Annotated in this window: 24 protein-coding genes; 19 read left to right on the forward strand and 5 right to left on the reverse strand. The window is 50.5% G+C overall.

Annotation, left to right across the window (positions count from 1 at the left end; translation table 11 throughout):
* Position 1: 1 nt before the first annotated feature.
* The 5 genes from ACLUYS_RS00985 to rpoE all read left to right on the forward strand — a co-directional run bounded on the left by ACLUYS_RS00985 (position 2) and on the right by rpoE (position 4,133).
* A complete protein-coding gene (locus tag ACLUYS_RS00985) occupies positions 2–277 on the forward strand; it encodes an RNA-binding S4 domain-containing protein (protein WP_230266973.1) in 276 nt (91 codons plus the stop codon).
* Positions 258–1,484, forward strand: coding sequence for an HD domain-containing protein (locus ACLUYS_RS00990; protein WP_412658693.1), 1,227 nt, complete (start codon positions 258–260; stop codon positions 1,482–1,484). The genes ACLUYS_RS00985 and ACLUYS_RS00990 overlap by 20 nt, the downstream gene beginning before the upstream one ends.
* A 213-nt stretch (positions 1,485–1,697) precedes the next feature.
* The gene (locus ACLUYS_RS00995) at positions 1,698–2,099 is read left to right on the forward strand and encodes a hypothetical protein (RefSeq protein ID WP_288340392.1); all 402 of its coding nucleotides are present in this window, start codon (positions 1,698–1,700) and stop codon (positions 2,097–2,099) included.
* 29 nt (positions 2,100–2,128) lie between these two features.
* Positions 2,129–3,769 (forward strand): arginine--tRNA ligase, encoded by a 1,641-nt coding sequence (argS, locus tag ACLUYS_RS01000; protein WP_288340394.1) that lies wholly within the window; start codon positions 2,129–2,131, stop codon positions 3,767–3,769.
* A 25-nt stretch (positions 3,770–3,794) separates the two neighbouring features.
* Positions 3,795–4,133, forward strand: a complete 339-nt coding sequence (gene rpoE, locus ACLUYS_RS01005; RefSeq protein ID WP_230266977.1) for a DNA-directed RNA polymerase subunit delta — start codon at positions 3,795–3,797, stop codon at positions 4,131–4,133.
* Between the two features lie 192 nt (positions 4,134–4,325).
* Here the strand turns inward: rpoE and ACLUYS_RS01010 are convergent, their stop codons facing one another.
* A complete protein-coding gene (locus ACLUYS_RS01010; RefSeq protein ID WP_288340396.1) occupies positions 4,326–5,150 on the reverse strand; it encodes a DUF4230 domain-containing protein in 825 nt (274 codons plus the stop codon).
* A 475-nt stretch (positions 5,151–5,625) separates the two neighbouring features.
* Between ACLUYS_RS01010 and rsmG the strand changes: the two genes are divergently transcribed.
* From rsmG to abc-f, 4 genes are all read left to right on the forward strand, one after another.
* Positions 5,626–6,339, forward strand: coding sequence for a 16S rRNA (guanine(527)-N(7))-methyltransferase RsmG (gene rsmG / locus ACLUYS_RS01015; RefSeq protein ID WP_288339839.1), 714 nt, complete (start codon positions 5,626–5,628; stop codon positions 6,337–6,339).
* Entirely contained in the window at positions 6,332–7,111 is a 780-nt protein-coding gene (locus ACLUYS_RS01020) for a ParA family protein (protein ID WP_230266980.1), read from the forward strand. Before rsmG ends, ACLUYS_RS01020 begins: the two co-directional genes overlap by 8 nt.
* Positions 7,108–8,055 carry a ParB/RepB/Spo0J family partition protein gene (locus ACLUYS_RS01025; RefSeq protein WP_230266981.1) on the forward strand — a complete coding sequence of 316 codons (948 nt, stop codon included), beginning with the start codon at positions 7,108–7,110 and terminating at the stop codon, positions 8,053–8,055. The genes ACLUYS_RS01020 and ACLUYS_RS01025 overlap by 4 nt, the downstream gene beginning before the upstream one ends.
* 462 nt (positions 8,056–8,517) lie before the next feature.
* Positions 8,518–10,017 (forward strand): ribosomal protection-like ABC-F family protein, encoded by a 1,500-nt coding sequence (gene abc-f, locus ACLUYS_RS01030; RefSeq protein WP_412658697.1) that lies wholly within the window; start codon positions 8,518–8,520, stop codon positions 10,015–10,017.
* A gap of 164 nt (positions 10,018–10,181) precedes the next feature.
* On the opposite strand, the gene ACLUYS_RS01035 is transcribed toward abc-f, so the two are convergent.
* Together ACLUYS_RS01035 and glf are read right to left on the reverse strand one after the other, a co-directional pair.
* Positions 10,182–10,739, reverse strand: coding sequence for a DUF5662 family protein (locus ACLUYS_RS01035; RefSeq protein WP_230266983.1), 558 nt, complete (start codon positions 10,737–10,739; stop codon positions 10,182–10,184).
* A gap of 153 nt (positions 10,740–10,892) precedes the next feature.
* A complete protein-coding gene (gene glf / locus ACLUYS_RS01040; RefSeq protein WP_230266984.1) occupies positions 10,893–12,008 on the reverse strand; it encodes a UDP-galactopyranose mutase in 1,116 nt (371 codons plus the stop codon).
* A gap of 378 nt (positions 12,009–12,386) precedes the next feature.
* Between glf and rpmE the strand changes: the two genes are divergently transcribed.
* The 7 genes from rpmE to ACLUYS_RS01075 all read left to right on the forward strand — a co-directional run bounded on the left by rpmE (position 12,387) and on the right by ACLUYS_RS01075 (position 19,066).
* Positions 12,387–12,605 carry a 50S ribosomal protein L31 gene (gene rpmE, locus ACLUYS_RS01045; protein ID WP_288876027.1) on the forward strand — a complete coding sequence of 73 codons (219 nt, stop codon included), beginning with the start codon at positions 12,387–12,389 and terminating at the stop codon, positions 12,603–12,605.
* Positions 12,606–12,857: 252 nt separating this feature from the next.
* Entirely contained in the window at positions 12,858–14,126 is a 1,269-nt protein-coding gene (locus ACLUYS_RS01050; protein ID WP_230266986.1) for a helicase-related protein, read from the forward strand.
* Between the two features lie 89 nt (positions 14,127–14,215).
* Complete coding sequence (locus ACLUYS_RS01055; RefSeq protein ID WP_230266987.1) at positions 14,216–14,623, forward strand: hypothetical protein; 408 nt, start codon at positions 14,216–14,218, stop codon at positions 14,621–14,623.
* A gap of 151 nt (positions 14,624–14,774) precedes the next feature.
* The gene (locus ACLUYS_RS01060) at positions 14,775–14,990 is read left to right on the forward strand and encodes a hypothetical protein (RefSeq protein ID WP_230266988.1); all 216 of its coding nucleotides are present in this window, start codon (positions 14,775–14,777) and stop codon (positions 14,988–14,990) included.
* 207 nt (positions 14,991–15,197) lie between these two features.
* Positions 15,198–16,808: a hypothetical protein gene (locus ACLUYS_RS01065; protein ID WP_230266989.1), complete on the forward strand. Its 1,611-nt coding sequence runs from the start codon at positions 15,198–15,200 to the stop codon at positions 16,806–16,808.
* Between the two features lie 252 nt (positions 16,809–17,060).
* Positions 17,061–18,071, forward strand: a complete 1,011-nt coding sequence (locus ACLUYS_RS01070) for a bifunctional N-acetylglucosamine-1-phosphate uridyltransferase/glucosamine-1-phosphate acetyltransferase (RefSeq protein WP_412658699.1) — start codon at positions 17,061–17,063, stop codon at positions 18,069–18,071.
* Positions 18,065–19,066, forward strand: a complete 1,002-nt coding sequence (locus tag ACLUYS_RS01075; RefSeq protein WP_412658700.1) for a ribose-phosphate diphosphokinase — start codon at positions 18,065–18,067, stop codon at positions 19,064–19,066. Before ACLUYS_RS01070 ends, ACLUYS_RS01075 begins: the two co-directional genes overlap by 7 nt.
* Before the next feature lie 188 nt (positions 19,067–19,254).
* Here the strand turns inward: ACLUYS_RS01075 and ACLUYS_RS01080 are convergent, their stop codons facing one another.
* Positions 19,255–20,025, reverse strand: a complete 771-nt coding sequence (locus tag ACLUYS_RS01080) for a TatD family hydrolase (RefSeq protein ID WP_230266992.1) — start codon at positions 20,023–20,025, stop codon at positions 19,255–19,257.
* A gap of 1 nt (position 20,026) precedes the next feature.
* On the reverse strand, positions 20,027–20,920 hold the full coding sequence (gene galU / locus ACLUYS_RS01085; protein WP_288339825.1) for a UTP--glucose-1-phosphate uridylyltransferase GalU: 894 nt from the start codon (positions 20,918–20,920) through the stop codon (positions 20,027–20,029).
* A 244-nt stretch (positions 20,921–21,164) separates the two neighbouring features.
* On the opposite strand from galU, the gene prfA reads away from it, so the two are divergent.
* From prfA to ACLUYS_RS01100, 3 genes are read left to right on the forward strand one after another with little or no spacing between them, the layout of a single operon-like run.
* Positions 21,165–22,244 (forward strand): peptide chain release factor 1, encoded by a 1,080-nt coding sequence (gene prfA / locus ACLUYS_RS01090; RefSeq protein WP_412658701.1) that lies wholly within the window; start codon positions 21,165–21,167, stop codon positions 22,242–22,244.
* The gene (prmC, locus tag ACLUYS_RS01095) at positions 22,241–23,119 is read left to right on the forward strand and encodes a peptide chain release factor N(5)-glutamine methyltransferase (RefSeq protein ID WP_230266995.1); all 879 of its coding nucleotides are present in this window, start codon (positions 22,241–22,243) and stop codon (positions 23,117–23,119) included. Before prfA ends, prmC begins: the two co-directional genes overlap by 4 nt.
* Complete coding sequence (locus ACLUYS_RS01100; protein WP_230266996.1) at positions 23,106–23,969, forward strand: methionyl aminopeptidase; 864 nt, start codon at positions 23,106–23,108, stop codon at positions 23,967–23,969. Before prmC ends, ACLUYS_RS01100 begins: the two co-directional genes overlap by 14 nt.
* Positions 23,970–24,255 lie beyond the last annotated feature (286 nt).

Consider the following 24,255-nt stretch of genomic DNA (forward strand, 5'->3'; position numbering starts at 1 on the left):
CATGAGACTTGATAAATATCTGAAAACCGCGCGCATTCTCAAACGCCGCGAAGCCGCTAAGGAACTTGCCCTTCAAAAACGCATTCAGCTCAACGGACGCACGGCGAAACCGTCGAGCGAAGTCGAAGAAGGCGATGTGATCTGCATGGAGTTTGGCAACCGGCTTCTGGAAGTGAGGGTGCTCGATACGCCGAAACAGGCGTCCAAGGAAAAAGCGCTTCTGATGTTTGAAGTGCTGCGCGAAGAGAAAAAAGACTATGATGCGCCGGCTGAATGAGACGCGCGTTTTGCGCGATCCCGTCCACGGCTATATCCATATTGATCTGCAGGTCGTCTGGAAGCTTCTCGACGCGCCGGAATTTCAGCGTCTGCGCCGCATTCATCAGCTAGGGGGCGTTATGGCGGTTTACCATACCGCGGAACATTCCCGCTTTTCCCACTGTCTGGGCGTGTATGAAATCTGCCGGCGCATTCTGAACGAAGTGCCCGGCGTGACGGATACGCTCGATGAATTCGAACAGACCGCGGCGCTTTGCGCGGCGCTCCTGCACGACCTGGGTCACGGACCGCTTTCGCACAGCTATGAGGCGATCTCCCATATTCACCATGAGGCCGTTACGTGCCGTCTGATTACGAACCCCGAAGGCGAAGTGTATAAAATTCTGACCGGGGAAAATCCGAAACTGCCCGCCATGGTGGCTGCCATTCTGGAGCATCGATCCGGCTGCGCGCTTCTGGAAGATCTGATCAGCTCGCAGCTCGACTGCGACCGCATGGACTATCTGCTTCGCGACGCCTACGAAACAGGAACGAGCTACGGCCGCTTCGATCTGGAACGCATACTGCGTACTCTGCGTGTGAAGGACGGCCGTCTGTGCATTAAAAAAAGCGGCGTCCATTCGGTCGAAGACTACATCATGGGCCGCTATCAGATGTACTGGCAGGTGTATCTCCATCCCGATGCGTTTGGCTACGATCTGCTCGTTCAGGCTTTCTTTGCGCGCTATGCCAGACTGCGTCAGGAAAACTTTGAAGAATACGGATCGAAAGCGCTCGAGCCTGTATTTGATCAGCCCTTTGATCCGGAGCGCTTTCTGCAGTTGGACGATTACGTTCTGATCAGCGAAATCGGAGCGGCGAAATCCGCCAAGGATCCCATTCTTGCCGATCTGGCCCATCGCATATGCGATCGGCGTCTGCCGCGCTGGGAAAACGAAGCTAGTCCCGAGCGAATCGAAGCCATTCGCGAAAAGACGCGAAAAGCGAGTTTTGATCCGGATTACTATGTTCATCTTAAACCGATTCGACTGGAAGAATTTCTGCCGTATCAGGAAGAGCAGTCCAAGCCGATTCTCGTTCTTGACCAGGAGAGACTGCTTCCGCTTTCGGACTGTTCGGTGGTGGTGCGGTCTTTGCTGGAAATGAAAAATCCCCAGCAGATCCGTGTGTATTTCCCCAAGGAAGTCCACACCGCTTCTTCGTAAACGCCGCCTGTATTCGGACGGCAAGCCTGTCTGGCATACCTGTTGAGTCTGTCTTTTCCCGTTTTCTGCAGCGGTCCTTCTTCCCGCGAGAAAACGGGATTTTGCGCAGAGGGGCAGACGAGGCGTGTATGGGCGGATTTTCACGATGAATAAAGCCGGAGAGATGGGTAATCCGTTGAAAAGAAGAATCTGTATGTTAAACTTTTCTTCGCTATGAAAAGTCAAGCCGCTTTATGCGAACTCACTGCGAAAACCGAGATTTTTAAAGGAGAAGCGGAGTTTGAAGAAAAGAACAAAGGAATTTTTGTCACCATGGAAGCCGAGGACTGTCACTGCGTCTGGAAAATTCTTCCGAAAGGCATTGTGATTGAAAATCAGCAGGAAGCGCTGAGCGTGCTTTCCCTGTTTGATTCCGGCAAGGGCCGGGTGCGAATTTTCAGCGAATTCGGCGAACTGGAAGCCGTCTTGAGCGATGTGCGCATTGTCCGCGAACCGCATCGGATTCTGGTGAGCTACAAAATTGAAGAAGAAGCTGAATTTCAGTTTGAACTGCAAAGCGAAGACTTCTGTTTTATCGAACACGAACCGGCTGCCCCCTCAGGGCGGACCGGATGACATAAAACTGGCATGAAGGAGTGAACAATATGTCTGCTATGGATCTGCAGCTGGCCAACGCTCTGGCGTCCGCCGCAAAAAAAGCCTGGGATCTGAGCCTGGAGCCCGGGGAAATTACCATTGAAATTCCCAAACGAAAAGAACAGGGCGAGTATGCGACAAACCTGGCGATGAAGCTGGCGCGTACCCTCCGCAAAAAGCCGCTGATTATTGCGCAGGAACTGGTTGCTGCGCTCGATGACGATTCCATCGAAAGCGCCGAAATTGCCGGACCCGGCTTCATCAACTTCACGATGAAAAAAGATCAGTATTCCCGCGTCATCCCGACGATTCTGGAAAAGGAATCGGAATACGGACAGTTTGAACCCAACGGCATCCGCGTGAATCTCGAATACGTTTCCGCCAACCCGACCGGCGATCTGCACCTTGGTCATGCCCGCGGCGCGGCGTGGGGCGATTCCGCTTCGCGCGTTATGAAGAAAGCCGGCTATGACGTAACCCGCGAATACTATGTCAATGACGCAGGAAACCAGATTGCCAATCTGGCGCAGTCCTTATGGGCCCGCTATGCGCAGGCGCATGGCCAGGAAGCCGAAATCGGTCAGGACGGCTACATGGGCGAAGACGTTAAAGTCAAAGCCGAAGAAATTGCCCGCGAGCACCCGAATGTCTATCTCGAACCGACGAAGGAAACCCTCGATTTCTTCAGAAAAGAGGGAATTGCCTACGAGCTGGACAAGATCCGTCATGACCTGGACCGCTTCCGTGTTCACTTCGATGTATGGACTTCCGAACAGGCTTTACGCGACGCTGGAAAAGTGGACACGGCTCTTGAGATTCTGGAGCGAAACGGTTATACCTATGAGCAAGACGGGGCACTCTGGTTTCGCACAACGGACTTTGGCGACGACAAAGACCGTGTTCTGCGCAAGCAGGATGGTTCGCTGACGTATCTGGTTCCGGATATCGCCTACCATAACGACAAGTGCGAACGCGGCTTTGACAAGCTGGTCGATTTCTTTGGTGCCGACCATCACGGCTATATTCCTCGTTTAAAGGCATCCATGGCCGCTATGGGAAATGACCCGGATAAACTGGATGTGGATATCATTCAGATGGTTCGTCTGGTCCGCAACGGAGAAGAAGTCAAGATGTCCAAGCGTTTAGGAAATGCCTGGACGATCATGGACCTCGTCGATCTGGTTGGCGTGGACGCAGCCCGCTACATTTTCAGCAGCAGAGCCCTCGACAGTCATCTCGACTTCGACCTGGATCTCGCCGTTGCTCAGTCCAACGAAAACCCGGTTTACTATGCGCAGTACGCGCATGCACGAATCTGTTCGATTCTGAAAGCCGCTCAGAGTGAAAACTATCCGACCGTACAGTCTTATGAAGGCCTCGTTCACGAGAAGGAAATTGATCTTCTCAAAACTCTGGCTCAGTATCCGAACGTCATCGAACAGACCGCTCGCACCCGACAGGTTCACAAGATTTCGCATTATATTCAGAACCTCGCTTCGAAGTTCCACAGCTTTTATTCCGCATGCAAAGTCAACGACCCGTCTAACCACGAACTCAGCGCTCAGCGTCTTGGTCTGCTGCAGGCAACCCGCATTGTGCTGGCCGACGCTCTGAGTCTGATTGGTGTATCCGCACCTGAATCCATGTAATTTGTGATCACGAGGAGATAATCGTATGAAAAAATCTATGATCGATAACGCGTTCGACATTTTAACCGATGAAAAGAAGCCCATGCAGTTCATGGACCTCTGGCACATCGTAGAAGAGAGAATGGGATTTACCCCTTCTCAGGCCGATGACAACATCGCACAGTTTTACAGCGACCTGTCCATTGACGGCCGCTTCGCTTCCCTGCCGAAAAACACATGGGACCTGCGTACGCGTCAGACCGTAGCATCGACGGTTGTGGATACAGATTCGCTCAGCGTTGAGGACGAAGAAGACTTCGTTCCGGCTGACGATGACGAAACAGAAGAAGAAGTCGTCGAAGAAACAGAATCGGAAGAAGAATAGTCTTCTCGAACTCTTCCGACCTTCGCCTGCCGACAAGAGTAAATCAGACCGGCATTCGAAGAAAACATACAGATCAGATAAATAAACGGAGCTGCTCTTCCACCTGAGAAGAACAGCTCCGTTCTTTATGTTTCCTGTTTTAATAAGCAAAGCCGGTGCGGCTTTCTGTAAGAGCCTCCGGTTTTTGCGGATCTATCTGGCTGCCGATTCTAAGATCGAGTTGGCTTCGTCTGCGTCTTTTGGAAAGCTCTTCTCGCCGCTGTCGGTAAGAATGTCGCTGCGGTCGGTGAGCAGATCGGTCGGTTCTACGGTGACTTCAATCGTATAGCCGTCTACTTTTCCGGAAAGCCGGAGAATATCGGTCAGCGCGGATTTGGCGTTGCTTTCCGCGGCTTCAATGGCTCCGTTGGAAAGCATTTCTTCTTCCTGCTTTGACTTTTCCACTTCAAGATTGTCATAGATTTCTTCAGCGGTCAGCGGATTGAAGATGTTGTTGCTCGCGTCATACACTTCGATCGATCCTGGATCGATTTCGTTGGAAAGAATCTGAATGGCCGGGCAGTGCACATGAATGATTTTGTTTTCTTCGTCCGTGTCGACTTCAATCTTCTTTCCGTTGATGCCAAGCAGGGCTTTTCCCTGGAACGTATAGAGCAGCCGTTTTCCGGTAAAGGGGATGTTCCATTCCTGAAACTGCTTGGACCCTTCAATTTTTCCAATGCCGGTGTAGTAGTTGTAGCAGGTCACGATGTCGTTGGACTCTGCGAAAACATTGGAAAGGGTTGTCGACTTCTGCTCGTACCGGTCTGTAACCTGAAAAAATTTCGTAAGGCCGACGCCTGCGACCAGTCCGACAGCCAGAATGACCAGCATGAGAACGGCGTTAAAACTGAGAGAATGCTTTTTCCGCTTGCGGGGCATTTTCCCTGCGGAGTTCTCGTTCGTACTTCTGGTACGTGCGGATTCGGCACCGCTTTTTTCCCGATTCGAAGAATTGTTTTTTACTGGATCTGACATATCTGCTTTCGCCTCCTTAACTGTCTGTCTCTATAAAATTGAGGGATGCAGGGAAACAGGAATTGTAAGATATGAGAAAAATGGGCGCCTGTTCTTTGCCTGCAGCGTTTTGCATCTTCCAAGCAGGTGAATGCGTAGTTATTATACTTGAAAAGTAAAATGTAACGCTTTAGGAAAAAAATTAAGAAAAATAAATAAGCAAATTCTGAGCACAAACCGAGAAAATGACGATAACTAAACCGTATTTTAATAGATTAAATTTTGAAAGCGGTGACAAAAACCGTAAGGATTATGGCCTAAAAGTCCGCTTTGTTTGCGAATAAAAAGCCTCCTGTACAAGGATAGTCTCCTGCGGTTTGCCTCTCGGCGGCAAATCTCGTATATTTTCCTGACCGGCCGGCTCTGGAAAAACGGGCTTTGTTCTCCGTCAGGGGCCCAGATTGCCCGGCCTAATCCGGATGGGTATACTGAATTTATGAATAAAGACTCTTTTAAAAACGAACTGGCTGCCAAAGGACTGAATCTGTCCGCAGAACAGCTCGGTCAATTTGAAACGTATCTTCACCTGATTCAGGAGTGGAATCAGAAAATGAATCTGACTGCCATTACCGATGACAGTGAAATCTGGCAGAAGCATTTTTACGACTCCGTTGTCCCGTTTTTACATACATCGTTCCAGACGCTCTGCGACGTCGGTTCCGGTGCCGGCTTCCCCGGCATTCCTTTAGCCATTGCCTGGCCGAATCGTTCTTTTGTTTTAGTGGAACCGCTCGCCAAGCGCTGCCGTTTTCTGAATGAAGTCAAAAACCAGCTTCATCTGGATAACGTAGAAATCGTCAACGCGCGGGCCGAAGACTTTGTGAAGGAGCATCGCGAACAGTTTGACGCGGTTTCGGCACGTGCCGTCGCGCGTCTTTCGATTCTGCTCGAGCTCTGCGTCCCGCTGGTGAACGATTCCGGTACCTTTATCGCGCTCAAAGGCGCAAATGGAAAAGAAGAGCTCAAAAATGCGGCTCCGGCTTTAAAGGCGCTGCCGGTTGTGCTCGACCATGAAGAAGAATTTGAACTGGGCAACGATGAAGGAACCCGCATCAATTTTTATTTTAAAAAGACGGGAAAAGTTCCCGCAAAATATCCCCGTCCGTACGGAACGATTAAGAAAAAACCGCTCGAGGTGACGAATGGCTAAAATTATCGCAATTTCCAATCAGAAAGGCGGTGTCGGAAAAACGACGACCGCCATCAATCTGTCCAGCGCCCTGTCCTATCTGGGCTTGGACGTCCTGCTGGTGGATTTCGATTCGCAGGGAAACGCCTCGCAGGGGCTCAATGCGGTGAAGTCCAATCAGCAGCCGACCATTTACAACGTCCTGCTTGAAGAATATCCCGTTCGCGATGCGATCGTGCATGGCGAAAAGACGAATATCGATATCCTTCCGGCCAACATTTCGCTGGCCGGTGCCGATCTGGTCATGGATCGACTGAAAACCGGAAAGGAACAGCTGCTGAAAAACGTTCTGGATCCGCTGCGCGACGACTACGATTTCATCATCATCGACTGTCCGCCTTCACTCGGCCTTCTCAATACGAACGCCCTGACGGCGGCCGACAGCGTTCTGATTCCGGTACAGTGCGAATACTACGCGCTGGAAGGGGTGACGCAGCTGCTGCTGACGATCCGCCTGGTTCAGAAGACTAGCAACCCCAATCTGAGCATTGAAGGCATTCTGATGACGATGTTTGACTACCGTACCCGCCTTTCGGTCGATGTTTCTCAGGAAGTTCGCCAGACGTTCGGCCGTCTGGTCTATCAGAATTCCATTCCCCGCAACGTTAAGCTTTCCGAAGCGCCCAGCCGTGGCGTATCCATTTTCGAATACGATACAAAGTGCAAGGGGGCCAAAGCCTATGCGGCTCTGACCCGCGAAATGCTGCACATTGAAGAGGTAGATGAAGCATGAGTAAAGACAGCAGTCATCTCGGCAAAGGCCTCTCTTCGATTTTCGGCGGCGATATCACGCAGATGCTCGACGACATCCAGAACGGACAGAATCAGCCGGCCGCCCAGGTCAGCGAACCGCTCCGCCTTCCGCTCAGTCAGATTCGCCCCAATCCATATCAGCCGCGAAAAGTCTTTGATCAGACCGCGCTCGAAGAACTGGCTGCTTCCATTGCCGAACACGGCGTTTTCACGCCGGTTCTGGTCAAGAAAAGCATTTCGGGCTACGAACTGATCGCCGGTGAACGCCGTTTGCGCGCCAGCCGTCTGGCCAATCAGGAGACGATTCCGGCCATTATTGTGGATTTCGATGATCAGCAGATGATGGAAATTTCGCTGCTGGAAAACATTCAGCGCGAAAACCTGAATGTCATTGAAGAAGCCAAAGCCTATGATCAGCTGATCAAAAGTCTGCATTACACCCAGGAACAGCTGGCTGCCCGTGTCGGCAAAAGCCGTGAACATATTGCCAATCTGCTGCGTCTGCTTAAACTCCCGGACGAAGTGTCTCAGATGGTCGTCGACAAAAAGCTGTCCATGGGTCATGTCCGCGCCCTCCTTCCCTTAAAGGAAAAAAGCAAAATGACCCGGCTCGCGCACGATGCGTTTGAACAGGGCTGGTCCGTTCGTACGATGGAATCCAAAGTCCGTCAGGTCATCGAGCAGAAAGACGCTCACGAAAGAAAAAATGCGGATCTGGATCCAGACGGGGAAGAAACAAAAGAAGAAAAAGAGAAAGCCCACAAGGAAAGTCTCTTTATTCAGGAAGCCGCAAATCAGCTGGAAGGCTACTTCCAGACTTCGGTAAAAATCCGCGCCCATTCCATTGATATTCATTTCGAAGACAATAACGATCTGACCCGGATTCTTGAACTTCTTTCGCTGACCGAAACCGAAGAAGAGTAATTCCCGAGAAAAATTGAAAACAAAAAACCAGAAAAGAAAGCTCTGACCGACTGGAAAACCTCCAGATCCGGTCAGAGCTTTCTCGTTTTCTTCCGTTTTCCCTTCTTTTTTACGACATGCGGGTAGAAATCTGTTTTCGACTGTGGTTAACTCGGTATGAACAGACAGAAAGGCCTGGTGAGAGGATGAATTCTATTTCCTGCAAAGTACGTTAATCCAAGCATGTTCCTGATCTGTTTTGTCATGGCCGGATGGCGCAATGACATTTTGTATCGGACTGTGCCTGGAAGCAGGAAACCATCCACTGTCCGGTCTAAATATTTGAATTGCCTGTTTTTTTTGAACAGGCAGACTATGAATTCTTTTTTATGACTTGCAAGACCGCGGGAGATTTCCTGCGGTCTTTTTGCGAGTTCGGAATGTTTCAAATTCGCCTGTGTAAAAGTTTAAGGAGGAATGCATATGTCTATGATTCAGATTCGTGATTTGACGTTCAGCTATGAAAATGGGGCTGAACCGGTATTTGAACATTTCAATGCGGATCTTGATCCCCGCTGGAACCTGGCGCTTTGTGCACGAAACGGCCGGGGAAAAACGACACTGTTGAGACTTTTGCTGGGAGAACTGCACGGATCCGGTACCATTTCTTCCCCCGTGGAATTTGCGTACTTTCCGTGTCCAGTATCGGAAGAAGAACAGCTGGTCGCGGATGTGCTGCAGGAAATTGCCCCGCAGCCACAGCAGTGGGAATTTGTCCGGGAGCTGAATGCCCTCAAGCTGGATGAAGATATTTTGTGGAGGATTTACTCGACCCTTTCCTATGGCGAGAAAACAAAAGTACAGCTTGCGGCTCTCTTTTTAAACGAAGGAAAGTGTCTTCTGATTGATGAACCGGCCAACCACCTGGATACCGTCGGCCGTCAGGTTCTTTCTGCCTATCTGCACGATAAGCATGGCTTTATTCTGGTCAGTCATGACCGTGTACTGCTCGATGGCTGTACGGATCATGTGCTGGCCATCAACCGGTCGAGCGTAGAACTGGTCAAAGGAAGCTATTCAAGCTGGAAATCCGATTTCATCAGCCGGCAGAATACGGAAGATGCCCGCAACACCCGTCTGAAAAAAGAAATTTCCGCCATGCAGAAAAGCAGTCGGCAAAGCGCCGACTGGTCAGGTCGCATTGAAGCGTCCAAATACGGAAACGCTCCAGTTGACCGCGGCTTTATCGGTCATCGGGCAGCCAAGATGATGAAGCGTTCGAAATCGATTGAACGCCGCCGCCAGAAAGCCATCGAAGAAAAATCCGCTCTGCTTCAGGATTTTGAAGAGAGCGAATCGCTTCGTCTTTCGCCAAGGAACGATTTGCATGGCACCCTGATTTCGGCGCATGATGTGGTCTGCTTTTATGATTCCCGACCCGTCAACAAGCCGGTCAGCTTTACCCTTCATGAAGGCGACCGCATTGTACTCGACGGCTCGAACGGTTCAGGCAAATCTACCCTTCTCAAACTGATCCGCGAAGGAGGAGTTACGTATACGGGCGAGCTGTTCAGTCCTTCTCGTCTGATCATTTCCTGGGTTCCGCAGGATTCTTCCTTTTTAAAGGGAACGCTGCGCGAATTTGCGGAAGAATCGAAAATTGACGAAAGTCTGTTTAAATCCATCCTGCGCAAGCTCGGATTTGACCGGACTCAGTTTGAAGTACGCATGGAAGATTTCTCAGCGGGGCAGAAGAAGAAAGTGCTGATTGCCCGCAGTCTGTGCGAAAGCGCGCATCTCTACATATGGGATGAACCGCTCAACTATATCGATATTGAATCGCGCGAGCAGATCGAAGCGCTGATTCAGGAATATCACCCAGCGATGCTGCTGGTTGAACACGATCTGGCTTTCCAGCATGCGGTTGCTGATGAAATTGTTCCGGTTGAAAAAGCGGATCGCAGGACCAAAGAACAGGACTGATTTTGAATAACCGAAAATCGATTCCTGGAAAGCAAACCGGCTGGCGCATTTTGAAGCTGCGTCAGCTGGTTTTGTTTGATACGGAATGCGAACATCCGGAAGTTTCCGGCTTCAGGACAACAAGAACTGATTCCTTAATTGCTAGCCTGAAAATTACGGAAAACTCAGATTCCGGGATCGCCAGTATGGCGCCAGCGGTTCAGTAAAAAGCGGATGCGCAAAATCGTTTTATCCATGCCGTGTTCGGCCAGATAGGTCAGAAGATATCGGATCTGGCGTTCGGTGTCGGGATGAAAAACTGTGCTGGAAAGATTGTTTTCAAAATACTGCAGGGGACTGTCGTCGCGATACTTATCCTTGAGATACGTCTGGGAAGCGGCTGCGCGATCGCAGAACATCTCGACAACGTAGTTAAATTCCATCGCGCGAGGAACCATTCCGTGCGGTCCGTTATCCATCCAGAATTCCCAGTGATGCGGATTTCTTCCCTTGTGATGGAGCCAGGAAAAGGAATAGCCTTCTGTTTCCTTCTGGGCATTGATTGGGGAGCGGTAGCCCTGGTAATAGCGAAAGCCGGTTTTGAGTTCGACGGGAGTGTATTTGGACAGATCATGAAGCAGGCCCTGTTTATACAGGCCGCAGCGAAAACACAGTTCCATGACCCGAAGCTTATGATCGTTAATGGTAAGCAGATGACCTTTGATTTTTTCAAGCTGGTTCATAGTTTCATACTAGTGATCTGTCGGCGCGCGCGCAAACAGATCCTGATTCTCCAGTTCAAACCTGAGATCGAAATAATTACTTGCGTTCCAGAAAAATGGACTCTGTGCAGGCAAAGCCATATACAGAGTCTGGAAAGTTTGAAGATCTGAAAATTAAGCCAGTTCCTTTCTGGCTGCATCCAGAGCAGAGGCAATAACACCGTCCATGTCGTAGTAACGGTATTCGCCAAGACGGCCGCCAAAAAGAACATTCTTGCGCGTATTCGCCAGTTCTTTGTAGCGGGCATAGAGCGTACCGTTCTTTTCATCATTGATGGGGTAGTACGGTTCATCACCTGGCTTCCATTCGCTGGAATACTCGCGGGCGATGATGGTGCAATCGCTGCCGAGATCTTCGAAATGCTTGAATTCGAGAATGCGGGTAAAAGGCGTTTCGCGATCGGTGTAGTTCACAACCGAAGTTCCCTGAAAATCCGGTTCATCGAGCGTTTCCATTTCAAAACGGACGGAACGGTATTCGAGATGGCCGAGGGAATAATCGAAAAATTCATCAATCGCACCGGTGTAAACAATCCGATCGGCAAGCGCGTCCCATTTTTCACGGGCCTTCAGATAATCGGTATTCGTGAGCACGTCCACGCCTTCGAGCATGCGTCCGACAAGATCGGTATAGCCGCCCTGCGGAATGCCCTGATAGAGCGCATTGAAATATCTGTTGTCATACGTCAGACGTACCGGAAGACGGCGGATGATAAAGGGCGGCAGATCTTTGCAGTCGCGGCCCCACTGTTTTTCCGTGTAGCCTTTTACGAGTTTTTCAAAGACATCGCGTCCGACCAGAGAAATCGCCTGCTCTTCCAGGTTTTTCGGTTCGCCGGTGATTTCCTGACGCTGCTTTTCGATCATGGCTCTGGCTTCCTTCGGGGTGCGGACGTCCCACATTTTATTGAAGGTATACATATTGAAAGGCAGGGAATACATCTCGCCTTTAAAGTTGGCGATGACGCTGTGGGTGTAGCGGCTGAAGCGGGCAAAGCGATTGATGTAGTTCCAGACTTCTTCATTGTCCGTATGGAAAATGTGTGCACCGTATTCGTGGACATGAATGTTATGGTCAAGACGGGTATACACGTTTCCGGCAATATGAGGACGACGTTCGAGAACGAGAACCTTCTTGCCGGCATCGTAAGCCTGGCGGGCAAATACAGCACCGTACAGGCCGGCGCCGACAATCAGATAGTCATAATGGGAATGCGATAACGGGTTCATGAATACTCTCCTTATATTTGACTGCCGCCTTCTTCATGGAAAATAAAGAAGCAGGGCAGGGAATAAACCGGTTAGACAGAAGGGTCTGCGCTTAATGGAGCGGAAGAAATTCTGTATGAACTGGACATTCATTATGTCCGGTATGTCTTTCCAATTGTCGCATATTGCCATTCGAATCACATCTGACACCAACTGACCGGCTGTGTTTTTTTCACGCAGGTCTTCTATACAAACCAAAAAAAACGGGATAAATACGGCATAATGACGGAAAAAAAGAGAAATTGTTTTCCGGGTTGCGATGGAAATTGGGGATTGCTATAATGCATAGGCACTTACTTTAAATCAGCACCTGATTTAAGGCGGAAGGAGGATATGGCGATGAAAAAGGGAATCCATCCTGATTACCATACCGTAACTGTTGTATGCTCTTCCTGCGGTAACACATTCGAAAGCGGCTCCACCATCAAAGGTGACACCCTTCGCGTAGATACCTGCAGCAACTGCCATCCGTTCTACACAGGCCGTCAGCGTTTCGCGGCTGCCCAGGGACGTATTGAAAAGTTCAACAGAAAATACGGACGCAACGACAAGAAATAAGCTTAACGCTGTTTCAGGATCATTTTGCACACAAGGCGCTCATAACGAGCGCTTTTTTATTATGTGTCGATGAAGTTTAGCGCGGTTCTTTTTCCGTTTTTCTTTTGTCTGTGCTTTCTTTTGCCTGCGTTTTCTTTGGTCTTTGTTCTCGTCTTTATTCGGATGACTTTCTTTCGTATATCCAGACAGCAGGAGATCCAGTCCTCGGACGGACCGTTCGACTGGCAGTACTGGAAAAGGCGGAAACAGAATATGGAAAATGACCCATTCAAAAATCAGACGACGCATTCCGCTCAGCGGATTTCAAAGAAGGAAGAAAGTCCCAGACGGGAATGTCTGCGCTGCCACAACCGGGATCCGAAGCTTTTCTTTTTCCATGACGGTTTCTGGTACTGCCGCAAATGTCTGGATTTTGGCGCGCTGAAAGCCGGACAGAAACCACAGGCGCCCAGTCTGTCCCATCGTGTGTGGAAAGGAAAGCCGGTTCTGGAATTTGAACTGACGCCGCTGCAGAAAGAAGCATCCGCCCGATCGCTTTCCATTTTGCAGAGCCATCGGGATCTGCTCGTGTACGCGGCAGCTGGATGCGGAAAAACGGAACTGACGCTTGAAAGCATCTGCGCGTATCTGGCCCAGGGCAAGAAAGTGTGCTTTGCGATTTCCCGCCGTCAGGTGGTGATGGAAATCGCCGAACGGCTTCGCAAAAACTTTCCGGAGCTGCACATCGTTCAGATCTGCGAGGGCTTTACTGATGAAACGGACGGCGATCTGATCGTGTGCACGACGCATCAGCTTTACCGTTTCCCCTACAGCTTCGATCTGCTCATTCTGGATGAACTCGACGCGTTTCCGTATGCAGGAAACGAAGTGCTGGAAGCGATCGCCCTCCAAAGCTGTATCGGGCAGCGCATGCTGCTGTCAGCCACACCGGACGCGAAAAGTCTGGAAGCCATCGAACGGGGTGAGATGGAAATGGTCAATCTCTTCTTGCGGCCCCATCGTCATCCGCTTTGCGTTCCTGTCGTGAAACGAGGATCGAAGCTGAAGCAGGTGCTGATTTTAATCGCGTACTGCCGCCGGTACATTCAAAACGGCAAGCAGGTTCTGCTTTTTGTCCCCCGTATTGCGGATACCCGCTGGATGAAGCCGGTCATCCGTCTGTTTTTTCCCTGCTCTGTTATTCATTCCAAAACGAAAAACAAAGATGAAGTCATGGCTGAATTTCATGCCCGAAAGACGATGGTTCTCATATGTACAACTCTTCTCGAACGGGGAATCACCGTTCCCTCCGTCCAGGTCGCGGTGTACCGGGCCGATCATCCGGTGTTCACCAGCGCCTCTCTGATTCAGATCTTCGGGCGCGCCGGGAGAAGCTTCAAAGATCCCTCCGGCGAAGGAATCGCCTTAATCGAATCGCCCTCCAGAGCGCTCGATGCCTGCATTCGCCAGCTGCGCTACATGAATTCTGTCTCTGGTGCGGATCAGAATTTTCCGGCTGCGAAACGCTCCCGTTTCTTTTAAGAGGACCGGATGCGCTCTGCCCGCAGTGCGCGGCTTTACGGGAAACGGCCAATATCGATATCCGTAAAAAAGGGCGCCGTCTGCGCATTTTGTACTATCGAAACAGCGAATGCGACCGCATTCTGCGAAGAATTTTGCAAAACGGCGATCTGGAAGCCGCCTCCGGTTTTCTCGATGGCCACGAAGACGAACTTTCTGCGCTTTGCCGGCGTCCGGTTCGCGTGGCTGAGGCAGAAGCGTGTTCCACGCAGGTTTTTGAAGCGTTTTTTGGACGGCGCGCGCTGTTGTGGCAGAACCGGCTGGCGCAAAAGCGCCGGTTAAAGACAGGCCGACGAAAGCGGCCTTCGACTTTCTATACAGCCTTAAGCTATACGGGACTTTCGTATGCGCAAATCGAGGAAATCCTCGAAGATAACGACTGCCGGGAAATCTGGATCCTGATGCAGAAGAAAGAAGATGCCGACCGAAAGCATCTGAAGCGCTGTCTTAAAAGGTGAAGGGAAAAAGACAGGATGACAGATCGAGCAGCGGGATAAACGATCAATCGGAGCATCCGCTCAATAGCGCATCCGACAGGACTCAGAAGTGGCGATCGTACAGAAAAGCCGGACGCAGATCCGGCTTTTTTGACGGGCAGGCGTAAACAAAATGCAAAAAGGAAATGATAATACGATCGTCTGTACTTCGTCTTTAATCGGTTTTTCATCCAAATCGGGCATCGTTTCTATCCGTTTTTCCGAGATTTATGCAGGGGGAAGGCAAATGTTAGCAGAACTTTTAGAGAAGCCGAAGAAAGAATCAGGCATTATAAAGAAAGCCTCTGCCGCCAAAATCCGGGTCGACATTCTAAAAGAAAGCGAATAACCCACAATGATTTTTCTTTAGGGTTGAACGGCAGGATAAAGGCGCAAATTCAGTACAATAAACTAAAAGGGGTACCTGTATACAGAGTCAGGAGAGCGCGAAAGCCTTTCCGTATTTCGAACACATCGATTTCATAGAAGATACAGAACAAAGGCGTGCAGACCGGCTGTCGGATCATGCACCCGGAATATAAAGGGGGGTTTTTCAATGAGCGATCAGAACCGTGATGATAATTTTGATTCCCTGCTGGATTCATTGAGCGGAAACGAAGAAATTGAAAAAAAGATGGATGATTTTGCGCGGAACAAAGAACGGATTGAACGCATTCAGCGGGCAAGAGAAACATCGGAACAGTTCCAGCAGACGTATTCGTCGGCCGCACGCAATAAAGCGCGTTCGGAAAACGAAGCGGCGAAAAATGGAACGCCCCAGGTGATCTATACAGAAAAGCCTGGCAGTGCGCCAAACGGATCCGATTCGTTTTTTGCGTCCAAAGAAGAAACCGCCCCTTCGGCGGAAGACCAGTATGCCCAGAATGCGGGGATGACCCGCGAGTTTGGCGCGCCGCAGAGCGCTCCGGCTCAGCCGGGCGAGCAGACGCGCGTGTTTAACGGCGCTGCGCCGGCAGAAGAAGACGAAATCGGTCAGACCAAACCGGTAACGATGCACAGCGATGAAATCGCCGGTCTGCTGGAAAAAGATGAACCGCTCCTTCACCGGGAATACGTACGCGAGGACGAAGACGACGATTACGACGACTATGACGATTCGTACGACGACGAAGAGGACGATTATGACGACTACGATGAAGAAGACCGTCATGTAAGAGTCCGTCACCACGATTCCCGCGGCTCTTCGCGTCCGGCGCCTTCCCGCTCTTCGCATTCACGTAAAAAATCGAAAAACAATATGAGGACCGTCGGCATTATTGCTGGTATCGCGCTGGCGATCGCTGTGGTTTCGGTCGGCGGCTACATGGCGGTTCATTTTATGAACTCCGGCGCGCAGACCCAGACCAGCAAAGGCTACAACGACCTCCTTAGCTGGGCAGAAAGCTTTAACGGCCTTACCGATGACAACAAGCAGCAGGTTCTGGATTTCCGTTCCGTGTATGACAAGCTTTCCGAAGATGAAAAGCGAAAAATCAATGAACAGCTGCTGGCGAGAACGTCCAAGACGTTTGATGAACTGCTTGCTGAAGCCGGCGCTCAGCAGAAGCCTTCTTCTTCCAACTCCGATGTGAAAAACGCGGAACGAAAAGCGGAACTCCGCGATGAAATCGAGTCGCTCAGCGGCGACGTGGCGGTTCTGCAGGGCAAGCTGGACGGTATCAATAAGCGAAAGAACGATGCGGAAAACACGTACAACTCCAAAAAGAATGCGTACGATCAGGCAGTTCAGGCCACAAACACAGCCCAGAGCAAAGTCAATCAGATTCAGGACGATCTGAACAGCTATCCAAGCGCGGACAGTATTCGTGCTCAGATCAAGGATCTCCAGGATCAGATCAACGCCATTAATGCCGGCGACGGATCGGATACTGGCGGTTCAGGTGCGGACAAAGAGCAGCTGCAGTCGCAGATCAATAGCCTTCAGAAAGATCTCGACAGCGTCAATTCGCTCAACAGCCAGCTTTCTTCCGCGACCAATACGCTGATCGATGCCCAGCGCTCCGAATCGGATGCGAAGTCCGCAATGGATTCGGCCTACAACGACTGGCAGGCGATTGTGGCAGAAGCTTCCCCGGTAGAAACCGAAATCAATAACAAGAACAACAAGATCAACGAGCTGCAGAGCGAATACGATTCCATTGATTAATGCGATCGGTTCGGACGGAAAAAGAAAGTCCGTCGGATCGGCTCCAGAACCGTTTGAAAAGCCGGAAAAAGCGAAATTGTCATCGCTTTTCCGGCTTTTTCCATGCCGGCATGCCGCAGACATGGTCCTTTTGAAGACGCTTTGAGGAGAATCTGCTGTTTTATCAAAAGCCATTTTTGATTTTGTCTAAAAAACCTGAACAAAGAGGAGGAATGTCGGGGATGTGTTAGAATACCTGCGAAAGGTGGTCCCATGACAAAACGGAATGCGATTATTCTGGCTGCCGGCAAAGGAACCCGGATGAAGTCGGAAAAAAACAAAGTAATGCATGATCTGATTGACCGACCGATTCTGGCTTATCCTCTTGGCGCGCTGAAAAAAGCAGGCGCAGAGAGGATTGTCATTGTTGCCGGCTATCAGGCACAGTCCTTAATGGACGCTTTCCCCGAAGAAGAGTTTGCGCTGCAGAAGGAGCAGCTCGGAACCGGACATGCGGTCATGCAGGTTTCGGCCCTCAAGGACGAAGACGGCTATACGCTCGTCATGAATGGAGATGTCCCCTGTCTCCAGCCGGAAACCCTCGAAATGCTTTATGACCAAGCACAGGGAAAGGCTCTTGTTCTTCTGAGTGCCATACTGGAAGAGGGCGGAAATTACGGAAGAGTTGTCCGCAATGAAACCGGTGCGGTAAAAGAGATCGTCGAAGCTCGCGACTGCACTCCCGAGCAGAAAGAAATCCGAGAGATCAACGCGGGCGTTTACTGCTTTAACAACCGAGATCTTTTTGATGCGCTCAGCGAGCTGACAACCGATAATGCCCAGAATGAATACTATCTGACGGATCTGGTTCGAATTCTCAATGAAAAAGGCAAGCACGTGGATGCCATTGCCGCTTCGGATCCGGATGAGATGGCGGGCATTAATACCGTCAGCGAACTGTACGATGTATATCGCTGGATGAAAGACAGAATTAACCGCAGACATATGTTAGCCGGCGTGCAAATTGTAGATCCGCAGCGAACGGTTATCGGCCAGGATGTGAAAATCGGTCACGATACCGTGATTTATCCGGATACGGAAATCCTTGGCAAAACGGCGCTGGGCAATTATGTCGAAATTTTCCCCCAGACCTGGATTAAAGACAGTGTCATCGGTGATGGTGTCCGCCTGCAGATGTGCAAAGTCCAGAACGAAATGATTTCAAATGCCCTGGATGAGGAACCCGCAGGAAATGAGGAAGGAACAGGTACGCAAGCATGTTAAACAAAGATGAGCTTAAAAATTCAACCGTTGTATTCGCGCTGACCAGCAGCCGCAATCTGGCCAGAGAAATCTGTGAGATTCTTGAAATCCCCCTTGGAAAATGTGATGTTCATCATTTTGCTGATGGAGAAATTCTTGTTGAACTCGGTGAGTCTGTACGTGGAAAAGACGTATTCTTTGTACAGAGTACCAATCGCCCGGTAAACGCCAATCTTATGGAGCTTCTGATCGGTATCGATGCCTGCAAGCGTGCTTCGGCTCGTTCCATCAACTGTGTTATTCCGTATTTTGGCTACGCCAGACAGGACCGCAAGGCGAAACCGCGTCAGCCGATTACAGCCAAACTGGTGGCTTCGCTTCTTGAACGCGCCGGTGCAAACCGCGTGATCACCATGGATCTCCATGCTGCCCAGATTCAGGGCTATTTCGATATTCCGGCAGATGACATCAATACGCTGTCTCTGATCAGTGAATACCTCAAACACAAACCAGGTCTGAACATCGAAGATGTTGTCGTTGTTTCTCCTGACCACGGCGGAACCGTTCGTGCCCGTCGTCTGGCTGACCGCCTCGGCGCTCCGGTTGCCATCATTGACAAGCGTCGTCCAAAACCAAACGTTGCGGTTGCCATGAACCTGCTTGGTGAAGTTGACGGAAAAGTTGCAGTTGTCATCGATGATATGGTCGATACCGCCGGCACACTGACCAGCGGCATCAACATGCTTTACGAAAAAGGCGCGAAAGAAGTTATCGCAGCCTGCGCACACGGCGTACTTTCCGGACCGGCGATTGAACGTCTGAAAAACTCCGGCCTGAGTGAATTCATCGTTACGAACACCATCGATCAGACTGAAAACGCAAAACTGTACGATGAAATGGTAGTTCTTTCCGTTGCTCCGCTTGCAGCTGCTGCCATCGAAGCGGTTGAGCTCAACGAATCGCTGTCCTACGCGCTGCAGACAGCTCTCGTTCACGAAGACGACAACCGTCACTAATTCCAAATCGAATTGGAAACGCTCGTCTGGGATTTCTGGAACTCTCCAGTCTTCCGCGGGATATAAATCGACAAAAAGAAAACCGCCGTCAGGCGGTTTTTTGTTTCCAGAATTTACGATCGAATCCGCTGTCGGCTACGGTCGGCTTCTGATGGTCGATTCGCGGGAATGCATTCTGTGGAATGCGTTCATTCGGATCCGTTTTGAAAAAGAGACAGGAAGTTGGCGCGGATCTGTCGGGCCAGATCATCGGAATCCATTTCTTTTAACTCAGCCATTTTTTCAAGCGTCGCTTTGACATAGGCAGGCTGATTTCGCTTGCCGCGATACGGAACCGGGGCGAGATACGGCGAATCGGTTTCGCTTAAAATTCTTTCGGGCGGACAGGCGATGACATTGGCAGGCCCCTGTTTATTGTTTTTAAAGGTGATGGGTCCCGCAAAGGAAATCATGGAATCCAGTTTGAGGGCTTCTCTCATGGTTTCCGTTGAACCGGAATAGCAGTGGAAGATGATCGGCGTACGGGCATGGGCTTTAAGAATATCCAGGGAATCCTTTGCGGCGTCCCGCATATGTATGGAAACCGGAAGCCCCGTTTCGGCCGCGATATCGAGCTGAGCTTTGAAGAGGGCCTTCTGTTCTTCTTTAAACGACATGTCCCAGTAATAGTCCAGGCCGATTTCGCCCAGAACATCCATATTGCCGCAGGCGGCTTCTTTTCTCAGCTCTTCGAGATCTTCTTCTGTGATCTCTCTGGCGTCTTCAGGGAAAAAGCCCCAGGCGACTTTCAGATTTTCGGGATACTGTTTTTTCAGCGCAAGCGCCCGGTCGTATTCCTTACGGTTCGTGCACATGATCATCATCAGATCTACGCCCTGTTCCAGGGCGCTTTCGATCAGCGGCACCGCGTTTTCGTACAGTTCGTCACACGTAAGATGGCAATGCGTATCGGTGATCATGCTACTTGCTTACTTTCTTATAGCCGAGCGATTCAATGATGTCTTCCATGGCTTCGCGCGTATCGTCGCGGTTGAGTGCGAATTCGATCTGCGCCTGGAGGAAGCCTTTGCGATCGCCGACGTCATAGCGTCTGCCGTCGAACTGGCAGGCGTAGACGGTATCTTCCTTGGCCAGACGGTCAATGGCATCGGTCAGCTGGATTTCGTTGCCTTTGCCGGCTGCCTGGGTTTCGAGCTTTTCGAAAATGTCCGGTCCAAGAACGTAGCGGCCAAGAATGGCCATGTTGCTTGGCGCGTCTTCCTGCGCGGGCTTTTCAACGAACGTGGAAACGGTCATCAGGCCGTCTTCGATTTTTTCCAGCGGGTCGATAATGCCGTACTTGGAGACATTTTCTTCAGCGACTGGCTGAACGCCGACAACGCTGCATCCGGTCGTTTCATACACGTCCATGAGCTGGCGAATGGCGCCTGGTCCACCGGCATTGATGACGATGTCATCGCCGAGCAGAACGGCGAACGGTTCATTGCCGACAAAGCTCTTGGCACAGAGAATGGCGTGGCCAAGACCTTTTGGCGTTTTCTGACGAACCGATACGATGTTGACCATATCGGTAATTTTCTGGATCATTTCCAGATGTTCCAGATCGTTGCTGGCTTTGAGCTTTTCTTCCAGTTCAAAGGAGCGGTCAAAATGGTTTTCAATGCTCTGCTTGTAGGAATTGGTAATCAGGCAGATTTCTTCGATGCCGGAATTTACGGCCTCTTCAATAATGTACTGAATCGTGGGAATATCCACGATGGGAAGCATTTCCTTCGGGATGGCCTTGGTCGCCGGGAGAAAGCGCGTTCCAAAACCTGCTGCCGGAATGACCGCTTTGCGGACTTTATGTTTCATAGGTTCTCCTTTACCCGCATATCCTGCGGAGCGAAAGTGAAATATTCATAACGCTTACCTATTATTCTATCCGGAACGGATAGGGGCTTCAACCTTGCCCGGCGCAGGGGGAAATTGTCCGAAACCTCAGAGCGGGCACAAAAAAATCATAAAAGACTTGACAAAGGGTGAGCGAAAAGCTGTTTGCTATAATGAAAACGATACGAACAAGAATACAGACTCAGAGGGAAGGATGAGATAAACAATGGCAAAAATGGAAGAACGTCTCGACAGGCTTGCAGCGCGTCTGGATGAGATTAATGAAAAAATGATGGATCCAACGGTTGTCAGCGATCGCCGGCAGATGTCCAAACTTGGACGGGAAGCCAACGAACTGACACCGATTGTAGAAACCTATAACGAATACAAAGCAGCAGTTTCGGAACTGGAGGACGCCCGCGTGCTTCTCGAAGAACATGATAAGGAAATCCGGGAAATGGCCCAGATGGAAATCACGGAACTCGAACCGAAAATTGACGATTATATTGCTCGCCTCGAACTTCTGCTCGTTCCGACCGATCCGAACGATTCTCATAACGCATTCATGGAAATCCGCGGAGCAGCCGGCGGCGACGAAGCCAATATTTTCGCAGGTGACCTGTACCGCATGTACGCCAAGTACGCTGAAGGCAAAGGCTGGAAAGTCGAAGTGACGGATGCAGAAGAATCCGAAGCCGGCGGCTATTCTCTGATTGCTTTTAAAGTCAGCGGCCAGCATGCCTATGGCACTTTGAAATATGAGAGCGGATCGCACCGTGTACAGCGCGTTCCAAAGACTGAGTCGCAGGGACGCATTCAGACTTCGACCGCGACAGTTCTGTGCTATCCGGAAATTGATGAAGAAGATTTCGATATCGATATGAACGATCTGGAAATCGAGACCATGCGTGCGTCCGGAGCCGGCGGTCAGCACGTAAACAAAACGGACTCCGCTGTCCGCATTATTCATAAGCCGACCGGCATCGTCGTTAAATGCCAGGACGGCCGTTCCCAGCATGAAAACCGTGCGACGGCTCTGGCAACGATCGCTGCACGTGTCAAAGAAGAACATCAGCGCGCCATCGACGAAAAGAACGAGGCAGAGCGCAAGACCAAAATCGGTACCGGCGATCGCGCGGAAAAAATTCGTACGTACAACTATCCGCAGAACCGTGTCACCGATCATCGCATCGGCTATACCGTAAACCAGCTCGACCGCATTATTGACGGCCGTCTGGAAGATCTGATGCAGGCGCTGCAGAAAGCGGACCAGCAGGCGAAGCTGGCTGGAGAATCGCTGTCATGATGCGTTACCGCGATCTTCTGAGCGAAGGCAAGGATCGCATGGTAGCGGCTGGTCAGTCCGATCAGGCGGCGATGCTTCTGCTCAACGAGCTCTGCCAGAAAAAGGACATCAATCTGTATATGGATATGGATGAAGAAGTCGATCCGGAAATTCAGACCGACTATCTTGAGGGGATTCACCGCATGGAAAAAGGCGAACCGCTCGGCTATGTCCTTGGCTATGAAAACTTTTATGGATACGACTTTACCGTCAATGAAAACGTGCTGATCCCCCGTCCGGAAACAGAAGAACTGACCGGGCAGGTTCTGATTCAGTGCGATGTGCTGTGCGAGCAGATTGAACACCCTGTTGTGTTTGATGTAGCCACCGGAAGCGGCGCCATCGGAATTACCCTTTCCCTGGAAAACGATCAGATCGACGTGTTCGCTTCCGATATTTCCCGGGAAGCCCTCGAAACGGCCTACGCCAACAATGAACGGTTAGGCGGTTCGGTTGTTTTTGTACAGGGCGATATGCTGGATCCGTTTATTTCCCGCAATATGCACTGTGACCTTCTGGTGTCTAATCCGCCTTATATTCCGAAAAATGAAAAAATGGATCACAGCGTTGTGGACTATGAACCGAACGTGGCGCTGTTTGGCGGCGAAGATGGCCTTTACTTTTACCGGAAGATTTTCCAGAAAGCGGATCAGGTGCTCAATCCGGGCGGCGTGATGTGCTTTGAAATGGGCTGGGACCAGGGCGATCGTCTGAAAACGCTGGCTGCCAAGTTCTTCCCGGAAGCGGAAGTAACAGTCCTTAAGGATATCAATGGAAAAGACAGAATTCTGATTGTTCAGATGGAGAAAGAAGGAACTAAACATGACCATGCGTAACGATCCGTGCTGGTGCGGAAGCGGAAAGAAATACAAAAAGTGTCATGAAGCGTTTGACCGGACACTGATGGACCTGAAGAAAAAAGGGTGCAAGGTGCCCACGCATAAAATGATCAAGTCCGAAGAAGATCTGAAGTGGATCCGTGAAGCGGCGAAAGTCAATAACGGCGCGCTCGACCTGGTGCAGTCCAAAATCAAGGCGGGCATGACGACCAACGAAATTGACAAGATGGTTCATGACTACACGATCGAGCACGGCGGCATTCCGGCCTGTCTGGGCTACGAAGGCTTTCCGAAAAGCTGCTGCACGTCGATTAACGATCAGGTTTGCCACGGCATTCCAGACGATACCGTTCTGGAAGACGGCGATATTGTCAACGTCGACTGCACGACGATCGTAAACGGCCATTATGCGGATGCATCGCGCATGTTCTGCATTGGCGAAGTCAGCCCGGCAGCCAAAAAGCTGGTGGATGTGACGAAAGAATGTCTGGAAGCAGGCATTGCGGCCGTGAAGCCGTGGGGACATCTTGGAGATGTCGGCGCAGCAATTCAGGAAATCGCGCACGCCAACGGCTATTCCGTCGTTCTGGACTACTGCGGTCACGGAGTCGGCAACGACTTCCATGAAGATCCGATGGTCCAGCATGTGGGAACACGCGGGACGGGCATCATTCTTGCACCGGGAATGGTGTTCACCATTGAACCGATGATCAATGAAGGCGTATGCAGTCTGTTCATCGACGCTGATAACGACTGGACCTCCTATACGGATGACGGCAAGCTCTCAGCACAATGGGAACATACGATTGCGGTTCACGATGACGGCGTGGAAATCATCGCCTGGTAAGCTTCAAAAACAGATTTTAGTTTTTCAATACGGCAGGATACTTTCAGAAAACGAAAGTATCCTGCTTTTTTACGAATCTGAGGATAGCAGCTACTCTCAGATCCGCACATGGCGACAGGGAATAGCCGTCCAAACGTGTCTTAAAAAATCAGAATCTTAAAAAGAAACGAATAGAGTGAAAAAAATCCATATAAAAATGGTGAATTGGATGAATTGAAATAGTAAACGCAACCATTGAACTGATAAAAACGAGCGTTCCATTTACTGTTTCAAAAATCTACTTTTC

It is taken from the genome of Allobaculum sp. (genome assembly GCF_047010065.1).
Taxonomy (GTDB): domain Bacteria; phylum Bacillota_I; class Bacilli_A; order Erysipelotrichales; family Erysipelotrichaceae; genus Allobaculum; species Allobaculum fili.